We start from the raw sequence: 14622 nt of genomic DNA, 5'->3' as shown, positions 1-14622 counted from the left end.
TGTCGCCGCAGGCTAAACACAATTGTAAAGGTTTTTAACTTTCAGGGGTTAACCAACGGTTGAGCTTAGATTTGACTCAAGGTATGCTCATTTAAATCACTTGTTTAAAAAGGATGTTTGAATGTCGTTTCCCCATTTATTAGAACCCTTAGATCTGGGATTTACCCAGCTCAAAAACCGCGTGCTTATGGGCTCAATGCACACGGGCTTAGAAGAAGAAAAGGGCGGGTTTGAGAAACTGGCAGCGTTTTACAGGGAACGCGCTTTAGGTGGCGTGGGCCTGATTGTCACTGGCGGGATATCGCCAAACCTACGTGGCCGATTAACCCCCCATGCTTGTCAGTTAAGTTTTCCTTGGCAAGTGGGTAAACATCGAATTGTTACCCAAGCGGTGCATGGGGCTGGCGGTAAGATTTGCATGCAAATTTTGCATGCGGGCCGCTACGGTTATCATCCTTTTTCCCAAGCGCCGAGCAAGATTAAATCACCGATCACCCCTTTTACCCCCTCGGCTATGTCTAGCCGTCAAGTGCGCTCGACCATTAAAGATTACGCCAATGCTGCCGCCCTTGCGAAAAAAGCGGGTTATGACGGTGTTGAGGTGATGGGCTCTGAAGGGTATTTAATTAATCAATTTATCAGCGCGCGCACCAATACCCGCACCGATGAATGGGGCGGTGCGTTTGAAAAACGGGCGCAATTCCCGATTGAGATTGTTAACGCGATACGGGCAAAAGTTGGTAAAGATTTCATCATTATCTTCCGTCTATCTATGCTTGATCTGGTTGATAACGGTTCGACTTGGGATGAAGTGGTGCAACTGGCCCAGTGGTTAGAGCAAGCTGGTGTGTCCATTCTAAATACGGGCATTGGCTGGCATGAAGCGCGTGTACCGACCATTGCGACAAGCGTGCCCCGCGGCGCATTTGCCTGGGTGACACAAAAGCTCAAACAATCGGTTTCTGTGCCCTTGATTGCCACTAACCGCATTAATACGCCGGAGATTGGCGAGCAAATCATCGCCTCTGGTCAGGCGGATATGGTGTCCATGGCAAGGCCTTTCCTTGCCGATCCTGAGTTTGTCAATAAAGCGGCAGCGAACACGCCCGAGCTTATCAATACCTGTATCGGCTGTAACCAGGCTTGTCTTGACCATACTTTTTCCCTCAAGCGCGCAACTTGCTTAGTCAATCCTCGCGCCTGTTATGAGACTGAAATCAACTTCTTACCCACAGCAAATAAAAAGCGTATTGCGGTGATGGGTGCAGGCCCTGCGGGCATGGCGTTTTCTGTCTATGCAGCCATGCGAGGCCATCACGTTGTCTTGTTTGAAGCGAAATCCGAAGTCGGTGGTCAGTTCAACTTGGCGCGTAAAATCCCAGGTAAAGAAGAGTTTAACGAGACTATTCGTTATTTTATCAACCAAATTAAGCTGCGTAAGGTGGAGCTGAGATTAAATACTCGCCTCGATGCCAGCGTGTTGGCGACCGAAAAGTTTGATGAAGTGGTGATAGCTGCCGGGGTTGTCCCGCGGGATTTAGTGCTGCCCGGTTTTGATGATCCCCGGGTGGTCGATTATCAAAAAGTGCTCTCGGGTGAGGTGAATATTGGCCAGACAGTCGCACTGATCGGCGCCGGTGGTATAGGTTTCGATATGGCCCACTATTTATGTGAAAGCCAGTCGAGCACCCTTAATCCCGATAAATGGCTAAAACAATGGGGCATAGATAAAACCTACCAGCATGCGGGCGGCCTAACTGAACCTCATTCCGACAATACTGATCATCGTAAGGTGTATTTACTGCAACGTAAAACCTCGAAGATGGGCAAAGGCTTAGGTAAAACCACGGGGTGGATCCATCGCCTTGTGCTCAAACAGCATGATGTGAAGATGAAAACCGGGGTGAGCTACGACAAGTTTGATGACGCGGGTTTGCATATTCGTGTGGGTGAAACTGCTGAAGTGTTGGCCGTCGATAACGTCGTTTTGTGTGCTGGCCAAGAATCCAATCGCACTTTGGTGGATGAGATGAAAGCGACGGGCCTGCCTGTGCATCTGATTGGCGGCGTGGATGTGGCAGCAGAGCTTGATGCTAAGCGTGCCATTCGCCAAGGGGCTGAACTGGCGATGCGTTTATAGTCATTTTCAAAAGCCCATATAGCATCTAAAGCCTGAATCCTAATCAGGCTTTTTTTATGGTATTTTCAACATAGTTGCCGCGAATACGCTAAGGTTTAAATGCTTAAATTAAGCAACATAACTCACTCATAATCCACCCATAACCCACGCAGAGGGAACCGCTATGCAGCTTAACACTGTCTTTAACGCTAAGATCACCATCAGCCTTATCACTTGCCTATTCTGTGGGTTAATGGTGAGTTTTTCGGCCCACAGTACTCCACAGTTTGACGAGCAGCGTGCTAAAAATGCCGGTGCCGATGAATACGGTATGAAGCACTATGTAATGGCCTTTTTAAAGCGGGGCCCGAACCGGGATAGAACACAGGCACAGGCCGAGCAATTACAACGGGCGCATTTGGACAATATCACCCGCCTTGCCAATGAGGGCAAGTTAGTGCTGGCGGGGCCTTTTTTACACGATGGCGAATTACGCGGCATTTATGTGTTTGACGTTACTACGGTTGAAGAGGCAAAAGCCTTAACGGAAACCGATCCTGCAATTCAAGCGGGCAGCCTAGTATTGGAATTATTACCTTGGTATGGCAGCGCGGCGCTGACAGAGGTCAATGAACTGCATAGGGTGATGGCGAAAAAAGACATTTAACAGGAGACCGCTAGACTCAATTAGCCCCTATCTGAGAGGTTATTCTTCGCACACTTCGGCGAGTTTTTGTGAGTTCTGCGGTGTTGCACTATGGGATATGGCACTCTGTGTTGGTGAATGGGTGCTGCGGCCCATGTGCTGTGGTTTTTTGGCCACATTAGTTGCGTAGGTGACAACAGTCGCCCCTTCGGGGGATAAATCGAGTTCTAAATCCTCTGAAGGTATGCAGCAGCAGGGTAGGCATTCATCGTTATTCAGCTCGGCTAAGGGCTCGCTCAAATAGCTGACTTTGCCGCTGATAATCCTCGTCTTGCAGGCACCACAGAAGCCGCTGCGGCATTCAGAGAACATCTTGATGTTCTTCGCTTCGAGTGCCTGCAACAAAGACCCTTGCTGCTCGGTAAAGAGCAACACAGGTTGGCCCTGAAGGCGCACTATAGGCGCCTTCGCAAAGGGGCTTTTGGCTAAATTGGGGCTTAAGTGCCTTGGTTTTGCCACTGTCGGTTTACCTAGAGATCGAAGTCGAGGAATTCATCACCATCGACCGCCGAGTCAATTTGCCCAACCAGATAGGAAGATACTTCCACTTCTTGGGGCGCCACTTGCACCGCATCACTCTCTAACCAGTTTTTCATCCAAGGTAGTGGATTAGTCAGTTCTGGATAAGGTTGTGGCAGATTCACTGACTTCATGCGCTGATTGGTAATGTATTCAACGTATTGACACAGAATTTGCTCGTTCAAACCAATCATAGAGCCATCTTTGAATAGGTATTTTGCCCATTCTTTTTCTTGCTCTGCGGCCTTAAGGAACAGATCGTAGGCTTCCTGTTGGCACTGGGCAGCAATTTCGCCCATTTCTGGATCGTCTTTTCCGCCCTGCATTATGTTTAAAATATGCTGGGTGCTGTTTAAGTGTAAGGCTTCATCACGGGCGATTAAGCGAATGATTTTTGCGTTACCTTCCATGAGCTTACGTTCAGCAAAGGCAAATGAGCAGGCAAAACTAACATAGAAACGAATCGCTTCTAGGGCATTGACCGACATCATGCACAGGTAAAGGGCTTTTTTCAGCGTACGGCTATTAACGACTAATTCTTCACCATCGATAACATGGGTGCCTGCACCAAATAGGTTGAATACTTGAGTCAGCTTAATCAAGTGGTCGTAGTATTCGGCAATGTCAGTTGCGCGCCGTAAAATTTCTTTGTTTACCACGATATCATCAAAAATAACCGACGGGTCGTTAACGATATTGCGGATAATATGGGTATAAGAGCGCGAGTGAATGGTCTCTGAAAAAGACCAAGTTTCAATCCAAGTTTCTAGCTCTGGCAGCGACACCAGTGGCAAAAAGGCCACATTGGGCGAGCGACCTTGGATCGAATCGAGCAGGGTTTGGTATTTCAGGTTAGAAATAAAAATATGTTTTTCGTGATCCGGCAGGGCGTTGTAGTCAATTTTATCGCGACTGACGTCCACTTCTTCGGGGCGCCAAAAGAAAGATAACTGCTTTTCTATCAGTTTTTCGAACACTTCATATTTTTGTTGATCGTAGCGAGCCACATTGACCGATTGACCTAAAAACATAGGTTCGCGGGTGGCGTCGTTGGGTGTTTGACAGAAGGTAGAGTAGGCCATGGTGCTATTTTTCCAATGGACAGGGACCCCAAAGGGATCCCTGCAAAACCGTTAACGTTAAAGACTAGATCTTACAGGCGCCGCCGGCACAACCGTCGTCTTCTTTCTCTAGGTTGGTGATGTCATCGTGTTGATCCGACGCACCATCGCGAGTGTTATGGTAGTAAAGCGTTTTTACACCTAACTTGTAGGCATTGAGCAAATCTTTCAGTAGCGTTTGCATCGGGACTTTACGGCCTTCAAAACGTGAAGGATCGTAGTTAGTGTTGGCCGAAATCGCTTGGTCAACAAACTTCTGCATAATACCGACTAATTGCAGGTAACCATCATTGCTTGGCATTTTCCACAGCAACTCATAGCTATCTTTTAGGGTATCAAAATCAGGTACCACTTGTTTCAGTTGGCCATCTTTACTGGCTTTCACACTAATCAGTCCGCGTGGTGGCTCAATACCGTTCGTCGCATTAGAAATCTGTGACGAGGTTTCTGACGGCATTAATGCCGACAAGGTCGAGTTACGCAAACCGTACTGCTTAATGTCGCTGCGCAGTGATTCCCAGTCTAAATGCAATGGCTCATGACAAATCTTATCTAAGTCACGCTTATAGGTATCGATAGGTAAAATACCTTGGGAGTAGGTGGTCTCGTTAAATAACGGACAGGCGCCTTGCTCCTTTGCCAGATTCATTGATGCCTTGAGCAGATAATATTGAATCGCCTCAAAGGTCTTGTGAGTCAAATTGTTAGCACTGCCATCGGAATACTTCATACCATTTTTGGCTAAGTAGTTGGCAAAGTTAATGACCCCAATGCCAAGTGTACGGCGGTTCATCGAGGCAATTTGTGCCGCTTTAATCGGATAATCTTGATAATCCAATAGGTTATCCAGCGCTCGAACGGCGAGATCCGCTAATGGCTCGAGTTCTGACAGGTTTTTGATCGCACCTAAGTTTAGGGCTGACAAAGTACAAAGTGCGATTTCACCATTAGGATCATCAATGTTGTTCAATGGCTTAGTCGGCAGCGCGATTTCAAGACACAGATTAGACTGTCTGATCGGCGCGACTTTTGAATCGAACGGACTGTGGGTGTTGCAGTGATCCACGTTCTGAATGTAGATACGGCCCGTTGAGGCACGCTCTTGCATCATCAGTGAAAACAGTTCCACCGCCTTGAGGGTTTTCTTTCGAATGCTACTGTCCTGCTCGTATTCCAGATAGAGACGCTCAAATTCGCTTTGATCTTCGAAGAAGGCATCGTACAGACCTGGCACATCCGATGGGCTGAATAGGCTGATATTTTCGCCTTTGATCAGGCGCTGATACATGAGTTTATTCAGTTGCACACCGTAGTCTAAATGACGGATACGGTTATCTTCCACGCCGCGGTTATTTTTCAATACCAGCAGAGATTCGACTTCTAAATGCCAAATAGGGTAGAACAGAGTCGCAGCACCGCCACGCACGCCGCCTTGGGAGCAAGACTTCACTGCGGTTTGGAAATACTTATAGAAAGGTAAACAACCTGTGTGGAAGGCTTCACCACCACGGATTGGGCTACCCAGGGCGCGAATACGGCCGGCGTTAATGCCGATACCCGCACGTTGGCTAACGTATTTCACGATAGATGAAGCTGTCGCATTGATTGAATCTAAGCTGTCACCGCATTCGATCAGTACGCAAGAGCTAAATTGACGCGTTGGGGTGCGTACCCCGGCCATGATGGGCGTGGGTAAGGATATCTTAAAAGTCGATACCGCATCATAGAAATCCTTCACGTATTTCAGGCGCGTCTCTTTTGGGTAACGGGCAAACAAACAGGCCGCCACCAGAATATAGAGGAACTGGGCGCTTTCGTAGATCTCGTGGGTCACACGGTTTTGAACTAAATACTTGCCTTCGAGCTGTTTAACTGCTGCATAGGAGAAGTCCATATCGCGCCAATGGTCGATATAGGTATCCATGATATCGAGTTCTTCACGGGTGTAATCCTGCAGAATGTGCATATCATACTTGCCCAATTCCACCAGTTTAGTCACATGATCATACAGTGCTGGCGGCGCGAACTGACCAAAGGCCTTCTTACGTAAATGAAACACGGCTAAACGCGCCGCGAGGAACTGATAGTCCGGTGATTCTGGTGAAATTAAATCCGCTGCGGCTTTGATAATGGTTTCGTGGATGGCTTCGGTGTGGATGCCATCGAAAAATTGCAGGTGCGAGCGAAGTTCAACTTCAGAAACAGAAACGTTTTTTAATCCCTTGGCTGCCCAAGTAATTACGCGGTGAATTTTGTCGAGATCGATGTTCTCACGTTCACCACAGCGTTTTGTGACTGTCATAGTGCTATTCATTGAAGAGAGGCCTTGGTTTTTTGATATCTATTGCGGTGAACGGATCACCGTACGTTTCCTTGTAAAACAATCAACAAACGTCCCTTAAATACAGCTAGCTCGTTAATACTGAGCCAATTAAGCGGGGAGTTTCTAGTGTGTCTGATTGCTACCGATACACAAGATATGGTGTTTAAAATAATCTGAGATACAAGATAGTGAGGTTTGAGCGCTTTTGCAAGTTAGAATTCAGGGGGTATCTTGTGGATATCTTGAGGATAAGCTTCAGTGTTAGTAATAGCTAACCTTGAAGCTCAATTTCGCACTAGTGTGAAAGATCTATGTGGACTTTTTGTGCGATCTCACCAAAGATCGCGATCGCTAAAATAAACAGCAGTCCCAATAGGCACAGACTCGCACCATGCCATCATCGCGCGGCAATCAAGGCATCGAGTACGGCCAGCGGTGAAGCAAATTGCGCCAAGGCGGGCCAGTTCTGCGGATTATCCTCTTCATGCAGATAACCCCATAATGCGACCCCACCCAGCATGGCGGCGGCCTGGGCGGCGAGTAAATCCCGCTCGGCATCCCCTAAATATAAAATATGTTCAGGTGCACAGTTAAGCTGCTGCGCGCCAAGGAGCATAGGCGCACTATGGGGCTTAGCATAACGGGTGGAATCGCCGCTGATCATCACCGCCATCCGCCGGTGCAAATTCAGTTTTTGCAATAAAGGCCGCGTAAAGCGGGCGGGTTTATTGGTGATCACGCCAAATGGCAGCCCCTGCAAATCGAGCCAATCGAGTAGGGCTGCAATGCCAGTGAATAGCTGGCATTGATCACCATTAATGCGTTGATAGTGGGCGAGTAGGCCCTGCTGCAGTTGCTGACGCAGGACATCACTGGCATGGGGAATTGCCGCATCCACAAGGGCAAAGCTGCCGTGGGATGCGGCGCTGCGAAGTGACTCAAAGGGTTTGGCTTCAATCCCCGCATCCAGCAGACTTAAGTTAAGTGCCTGCACAAGATCCGGCGCGGTATCGGCAAGCGTGCCATCAAGGTCAAATAATACGCCTTTTACCTGTGCAAGACCCATCTTAATCAGCCCTTTGGGTGGCGATCATATAATTCACATCCACATTAGGAGTGTACTTAAAGATCCCCGTCAGTGGGTTATAGCTAATGCCTAGGGCATCTTTGCAGATCAAATCGGTATTATCCACCAGGGCAATCAACTCCGATGGTTTAATGAATTTATTGTGATTATGGGTGCCAATCGGCAGCATTTTCAGCAAATATTCGGCGCCGATAATGGTTTCAACGAAGGATTTGAGGTTGCGATTAATGGTTGAGAAAAACACAAACCCGCCGGGTTTCACCATATCACAGCAGGCTTGGATCACTGATTGCGGATCGGGCACATGCTCTAACATTTCCATGCAGGTCACCACATCGTAATAACCTTGATGGTCTTGGCGATGGGCTTCGGCGGTGTTTTTCACATAATTAATGTTCACGCCGGTTTCTAGTGCATGTAAGCGTGCGACTTCTAAGGGATCATCGCCCATATCGAGACCATCGACAATGGCACCGATACGCGCCATGCTTTCGGATAAAATACCACCGCCACAACCCACATCGAGCACTTTTTTACCAAAAATACCGCCAGCGGTTTGGTCGATATAATTTAAACGCAGCGGATTTAAAAGATGCAGTGGCTTAAACTCGCCATTGAGATCCCACCAAGTTTCGGCCATACGTTCAAACTTTGCGATTTCCTGCGGGTCAACATTGGTATTGTGTTGCATGGGATTACCTAAAGCGGACTGGATTGTGCGGCTATTATAACGACTAAGTTTGATAAACAAAGTATTGGCCGGATCTAAGTCTTTGTGGTTGAGTGAAATTTCAGCAATTTTCGTCTTTAAATGCCATTATTGTGCGCTAAGTTGGCGTATCCGCTTACAGATTAATCAAGGCTTTGGGGTAAATAACCCCTAAAGGGCACTTTTTAGCATACACAATCCCTCAAATTGACAGTGTTTTCATCTATTAACTTGCTTCCTTCTCAATTCAAGCAGGATAGGTCTGGCGACATTAAATAACTGTGATAGAATGCCAAATCACGTTTTTGGGCCGCTCAATGATACGGATTATGCGTTGTCGGCTATTTTTCAGGGGAACGAGCAGTTTATGACTGATCTGGCATCATCTATTTCGCCAATTAATATCGAAGACGAACTAAAGAATTCGTACCTTGATTACGCCATGAGCGTCATCGTGGGACGTGCATTACCAGACGTGCGCGACGGCTTAAAGCCTGTACATCGCCGCGTTTTGTTTGCCATGAGTGAATTGAAGAACGATTGGAACAAGCCGTACAAAAAATCTGCCCGTGTGGTCGGTGACGTAATCGGTAAATATCACCCCCACGGTGACTCTGCTGTTTACGATACTATCGTCCGTATGGCCCAGCCATTCTCACTGCGTTACACCTTAGTCGACGGTCAAGGAAACTTCGGTTCGGTTGACGGTGACTCCGCAGCGGCAATGCGTTATACCGAAATCCGCATGGATAAGTTAGCGCACCAGCTACTGGCCGATCTTGAAAAAGAAACCGTCGATTTCGTCCCTAACTACGACGGCACCGAACAAATTCCCGCTGTATTACCCACACGCGTCCCTAACCTGTTAATTAACGGTTCATCGGGCATTGCCGTGGGTATGGCAACTAACATTCCACCCCACAACCTAACGGAAGTGGTGAAGGGCTGTTTGGCCTTGATTGCCGAACCTGCGCTGTCGATTGAACAGTTGATGGAATACATTCCTGGCCCTGATTTCCCGACCGCGGCAATTATTAATGGTCGCAAGGGTATTATCGATGCCTACAAAACCGGCCGTGGCCGTGCTGTGATGCGCGCCCTTGCCGATGTTGAAACGGAAGATAACGGTCGCGAGCGCATTATCGTGACTGAAATTCCCTATCAAGTGAACAAAGCCAAACTTATCGAGAAAATCGCCGAGTTGGTGAAAGATAAGAAAATTGAAGGCATTAGCGGTCTGCGCGACGAGTCTGATAAAGACGGTATGCGCATCGTTATCGAAATTAAGCGCGGCGAAGTGGGCGAGGTGGTATTAAACAACCTTTATGCTCAAACGCAAATGCAGTGTTCTTTCGGGATTAACATGGTGGCCTTGACCAATGGTCAACCTAAGTTATTTAACCTTAAAGAAATGCTCGAATGCTTTATCCTGCACCGCCGTGAAGTGGTGACCCGTCGTACCGTATTTGAATTACGTAAAGCCCGTGAGCGCGCCCATATTTTGGAAGCCTTAGCGGTAGCGCTCGCCAACATCGACCCGATTATTGCACTGATCAAAGCCTCACCAACGCCAGCTGATGCTAAGGTGAAATTGGTTGAGCAAGGTTGGGAATTAGGCCACGTTCAAGGCATGTTGGAAAAAGCCGGTGATGACGCCGCGCGCCCTGAGTGGTTAGAGCCACAATACGGTATTCGTGACGGTCAATACTTCCTGACTGAGCAACAGGCTCAGGCCATTTTGGAACTGCGTTTACACCGTTTGACGGGTCTTGAACACGATAAGATCATCGCCGAATACGAAGAGCTACTCGAATTTATCGCAGGTTTGTTATTCATCCTGCGTAGCCCTGAGCGCTTGATGGAAGTGATCAAAGAAGAGTTAGAAGAAATTCTGACCGAATACGGTGATGCCCGCCGTACTGTGATCAATGCCAACGAAATTGATATGAGTCTTGAAGACTTAATCAACGAAGAAGATGTAGTAGTGACACTGTCACACTTAGGTTATGCCAAGTATCAACCTTTAAGTGATTACCAAGCCCAGCGCCGTGGTGGTAAGGGTAAAGCGGCAACTAAAGTCAAAGACGAAGATTTCGTTGAAAAACTGCTGGTTGCCAATACCCACGATACCATTTTGTGCTTCTCAGATTTTGGTAAGATGTACTGGCTCAAAGTGTATCAATTGCCATTGGCGAGCCGCACCGCCCGCGGTCGTCCAATTGTTAACTTGCTGCCGCTGGCCGAAGGTGAGCGTATTACTGCGATTCTGCCGGTACGTGAATATGCCGCAGATAAATACATCATCATGGCAACCTCACACGGTACTGTGAAGAAAACCGCATTAACCGCCTACAGCAACCCACGTGCAAACGGCATTATCGCCGTTAACCTCAAGGATGGAGATCAACTGATTGGCGTCGATATCACCAATGGTGACGACGAAATCATGCTGTTCTCGAACGAAGGTAAAGTGGTTCGCTTTGGTGAGAAGGTACGTGATTCTGAAACTGGCGAAGTAAAACTCGATCCAGAAACCGGTGAAGAAGTGTTGTCACTGCGTCCTATGGGCCGCACAGCCACTGGTGTTCGCGGTATTAAGCTCGAAGAAGGTCAAAAGGTTGTTTCGCTCATCGTACCGAAAGGCGATGGTGCTATCTTGACTGTGACTGAAAACGGCTATGGTAAACGCACGCAACTTTCTGAATATCCAGCGAAGAGCCGCGCGACTAAGGGTGTGGTCTCAATCAAGGTGAGCGAACGTAATGGCGCCGTTGTCGGTGCTGTTCAAGTGGGCGCTAACGATGAAATCATGCTGATCAGCGATAAAGGTACGCTCGTTCGTACGCCAGCTAAGGGCGTGTCTATCATTGGCCGTAACACTCAAGGTGTAACGATTATCCGCACTGCGGGCGACGAGAAAGTGGTCGGCCTACAACGTATCGACGAAATCCAAACTGAAGAAGATGAAGTCGAGCTGGATGAAAATGGTTTACCTATTGTTCCAGTCGTGATGGAAGGTGAGTTAGCCGATGAGCCTCTGGATGACCAGCTTGATGAAGAGTTGGACGATGAGGAAGAGCTAGACGAAGATGACGACGAGCTTGCCGATGAGCAAGACGACGAATAACTCAGTGTCATAATAACGAGCGTCCAATTGGACGCTCGTTTTTTTGATGCCATTGTTTTGTAAAACGAATACATAAATCATGGTTGGAATTAAGGAGAGTGTCAGTGAGCGCGATTTATAATTTCTGTGCAGGTCCTGCAATGTTACCTACGGCGGTAATGAAAAAAGCACAACAGGAATTACTCGATTGGAATGGGCAAGGGGTCTCCGTGATGGAGGTAAGCCACCGCAGTAAAGAGTTCATCGCGCTAACCAAGCAAGCCGAGGCCGATTTACGCGAGCTAATGCATATTCCGGCAAATTATCATGTGTTATTTATGCATGGTGGTGGCCGAGGACAGTTCTCCGCTGTGGTGAATAATTTTCTAGGTGATAATGGCAGAGCCCTGTATTTGGTCAGTGGTCAATGGTCATCCGCCGCCTTAGCCGAAGCGCAAAAGCTGGTGGGTGAAGCCCAAATTGATAGCCTGAATATCGTTGAAAAACACAATGGACTCAACGCGGTTGTCTTACCTGAGTTACATAAAATCGATGCCGATTATCGCTATGTTCACTATTGTCCTAATGAGACAGTTGATGGTATCGAAATTTTTGATGAATTAGAGTCACCTTGGCCGATTGTTGCCGATTTATCATCCACAATCATGTCCCGTGAAATTGATGTTAGCCGCTACGGTTTAATCTATGCGGGTGCACAAAAAAATATTGGTCCATCGGGATTATCAATTGTCATTGTCCGTGATGACATGCTCAAACTGCCGAGTTTAGTGCAGTCGTCCATCATGGACTATCGTTTAGCCGTTGAGCATGATTCTATGTTCAACACTCCCCCCACCTTCGCGTGGTATCTCGCCGCAGAAGTGTTTGCTTGGCTCAAATCCATTGGCGGCATTGCGAGTATTGCAAAAATTAATCAACAGAAAGCACATATGCTGTACCAATGTATCGACAATAACCGTTTTTATCGCAATGGGGTGGTGGCATCAAATCGTTCGCAAATGAACGTCACCTTCCAACTTGCCGATGAAGCGCTCGATGGCGAGTTCCTAAAACAAGCGCAGGCAGCAGGGCTTGTCGCCTTAAAAGGTCACCGCATCGTCGGTGGTATGCGTGCAAGCCTTTACAATGCCATGCCACTCGAAGGGGTAAAGGCATTAGTTAAGTTTATGAATGAGTTTGCCGCCCAGCACAGCTAGGTTGAGGCATTTATGCTTGCTAAGGTGACTCATTGGTTAATTGTTCGGATAAGAAACCTGCGGCTAGAACACGGCTAGCAGATTGTTAGCCGCAAACGGCTAATCAATAGCAAGAGAGGAAGCGAATGCTGTAATGGCATTCGCTTTTTTAATGGCGGCCTTATAGTTAATGGCTGCTACATAGTTAAATAGTTACGTAATTAATAGTTACGTAGTTAAGAACAGCTCAATAAAAAACGCGCCGAAGCGCGTTTTAGAGACTTAACTGCTATTAAAGCAGCATTATCAATATCAATTAGAAGTTTGCCGTGCGTGGTGCACGTGGGAACGGGATCACATCACGGATATTCGATACGCCAGTCACATAGGACACTAAACGCTCAAAACCTAGACCAAAACCTGCGTGCGGCACTGTGCCGTAACGGCGCAGATCACGATACCACCAGTAATCTTCTTGGTTCAGATCCATTTCGGCTAAACGCATATCCAGCACATCTAAACGCTCTTCACGTTGCGAACCACCGATGATTTCACCGATACCGGGCGCCAATACGTCCATCGCGGCAACGGTTTTACCGTCATCGTTTAAGCGCATGTAGAAGGCTTTAATGTCCTTTGGATAGTTCTTCACCACCACAGGGGCTTTAAAGTGTTCTTCGGCTAAGTAACGCTCATGCTCAGAGGATAAATCGATACCCCAAGACACTGGAAACTCGAAGGTTTTGCCACATTTTTGCAGGATTTCAACCGCATCTGTGTAATCTACTTGGGCAAAATCGCTAGAAACGAAGGATTGTAGACGCTCGATTACCGTTTTATCCACGTGTTGGGCGAAGAACTGTAAATCGTCCATACGCTCAGTCAATACGGCATTGAAGGCGTATTTCAACATCGCTTCGGCAAGGCCTGCGATATCGTTTAAGTTAGCGAAGGCAACTTCGGGCTCAACCATCCAGAATTCCGCTAAGTGGCGGCTGGTGTTTGAGTTTTCGGCACGGAAAGTCGGGCCGAAGGTATACACTTTTGACAGTGCACAGGCGTAAGTTTCAGCGTTTAACTGGCCAGATACGGTGAGGAAGGCTTCTTTACCGAAGAAATCCTTATCGTAATCGACTTTGCCAGCATCAGTACGTGGCAGGTTTTCCATATCTAAGGTCGATACGCGGAACATTTCGCCCGCGCCTTCGCAATCTGATGCGGTGATAAGTGGCGTCGATACCCAAATAAAACCTTCTTCGTGGTAGAAGCGGTGAATGGCTTGGGATAAACAGTTACGTATACGGGCAACGGCACCAATGATGTTAGTGCGTGGGCGTAAGTGGGCTAATTCGCGTAAATGTTCAATTGAATGACGCTTGGCGGCCATTGGGTATGTGTCTGGATCATCGACCCAGCCAGCAACTTCAAGTTCAGTCACTTGCAGTTCAAATGCTTGGCCAGCACCGGGGGATTCAACCACATCGCCCGTCATCACGACGGAGCAACCCGCAGTCAGCTTTAACACTTCGTTGTCGTAATTTTCTAAGCTATTTGGCACGACACCTTGAATAGGATTAAAGCAGGAACCGTCATAGACAGCCAAAAAAGAGATGCCGGCTTTAGAATCACGACGGGTTCTTACCCAGCCACGCACTGTGACCTTAGAACCGACCGCGTGCTCACCTTTAAATACAGAAGCGACAGATGCAATGCTCATTGTTGCTTAGTTCTCCAAC

Annotated in this window: 10 protein-coding genes; 4 read left to right on the top strand and 6 right to left on the bottom strand. The window is 47.7% G+C overall.

Going from position 1 to position 14622, the window contains the following annotated elements; genetic code table 11:
- The first annotated feature begins 121 nt into the window (after positions 1–121).
- Together JFT56_RS10515 and JFT56_RS10510 are read left to right on the top strand one after the other, a co-directional pair.
- The gene (locus tag JFT56_RS10515; protein WP_198780061.1) at positions 122–2140 is read left to right on the top strand and encodes an NADPH-dependent 2,4-dienoyl-CoA reductase; all 2019 of its coding nucleotides are present in this window, start codon (positions 122–124) and stop codon (positions 2138–2140) included.
- A 163-nt stretch (positions 2141–2303) separates the two neighbouring features.
- Complete coding sequence (locus JFT56_RS10510; RefSeq protein WP_198780060.1) at positions 2304–2786, top strand: YciI family protein; 483 nt, start codon at positions 2304–2306, stop codon at positions 2784–2786.
- A gap of 39 nt (positions 2787–2825) precedes the next feature.
- Here JFT56_RS10510 and yfaE read toward each other — a convergent pair whose 3' ends face one another.
- The 5 genes from yfaE to ubiG form a co-directional block, all read right to left on the bottom strand.
- Positions 2826–3284, bottom strand: a complete 459-nt coding sequence (gene yfaE / locus JFT56_RS10505; RefSeq protein ID WP_198780059.1) for a class I ribonucleotide reductase maintenance protein YfaE — start codon at positions 3282–3284, stop codon at positions 2826–2828.
- A gap of 11 nt (positions 3285–3295) precedes the next feature.
- Positions 3296–4426: a class Ia ribonucleoside-diphosphate reductase subunit beta gene (gene nrdB, locus JFT56_RS10500; RefSeq protein WP_198780058.1), complete on the bottom strand. Its 1131-nt coding sequence runs from the start codon at positions 4424–4426 to the stop codon at positions 3296–3298.
- 64 nt (positions 4427–4490) lie between these two features.
- The gene (gene nrdA / locus JFT56_RS10495) at positions 4491–6779 is read right to left on the bottom strand and encodes a class 1a ribonucleoside-diphosphate reductase subunit alpha (RefSeq protein WP_198780057.1); all 2289 of its coding nucleotides are present in this window, start codon (positions 6777–6779) and stop codon (positions 4491–4493) included.
- A 406-nt stretch (positions 6780–7185) separates the two neighbouring features.
- A complete protein-coding gene (locus tag JFT56_RS10490) occupies positions 7186–7854 on the bottom strand; it encodes an HAD family hydrolase (RefSeq protein ID WP_198780056.1) in 669 nt (222 codons plus the stop codon).
- Position 7855: 1 nt separating this feature from the next.
- The gene (gene ubiG, locus JFT56_RS10485; RefSeq protein ID WP_198780055.1) at positions 7856–8566 is read right to left on the bottom strand and encodes a bifunctional 2-polyprenyl-6-hydroxyphenol methylase/3-demethylubiquinol 3-O-methyltransferase UbiG; all 711 of its coding nucleotides are present in this window, start codon (positions 8564–8566) and stop codon (positions 7856–7858) included.
- 385 nt (positions 8567–8951) lie between these two features.
- Here ubiG and gyrA point away from each other — a divergent pair, with 385 nt between their 5' ends.
- The gene (gene gyrA, locus JFT56_RS10480; RefSeq protein WP_198780054.1) at positions 8952–11711 is read left to right on the top strand and encodes a DNA gyrase subunit A; all 2760 of its coding nucleotides are present in this window, start codon (positions 8952–8954) and stop codon (positions 11709–11711) included.
- 104 nt (positions 11712–11815) lie between these two features.
- Positions 11816–12907, top strand: a complete 1092-nt coding sequence (serC, locus tag JFT56_RS10475; RefSeq protein WP_198780053.1) for a 3-phosphoserine/phosphohydroxythreonine transaminase — start codon at positions 11816–11818, stop codon at positions 12905–12907.
- 295 nt (positions 12908–13202) lie between these two features.
- On the opposite strand, the gene asnS is transcribed toward serC, so the two are convergent.
- Positions 13203–14603, bottom strand: a complete 1401-nt coding sequence (asnS, locus tag JFT56_RS10470; RefSeq protein ID WP_198780052.1) for an asparagine--tRNA ligase — start codon at positions 14601–14603, stop codon at positions 13203–13205.
- Positions 14604–14622: the final 19 nt, after the last annotated feature.

The organism is Shewanella putrefaciens (assembly GCF_016406305.1).
Classification (GTDB): Bacteria; Pseudomonadota; Gammaproteobacteria; order Enterobacterales; family Shewanellaceae; genus Shewanella; species Shewanella putrefaciens_C.
The sequence above is the reverse complement of the archived record's forward strand: the minus strand, read 5'-3'. Positions and strand labels throughout refer to the sequence as shown.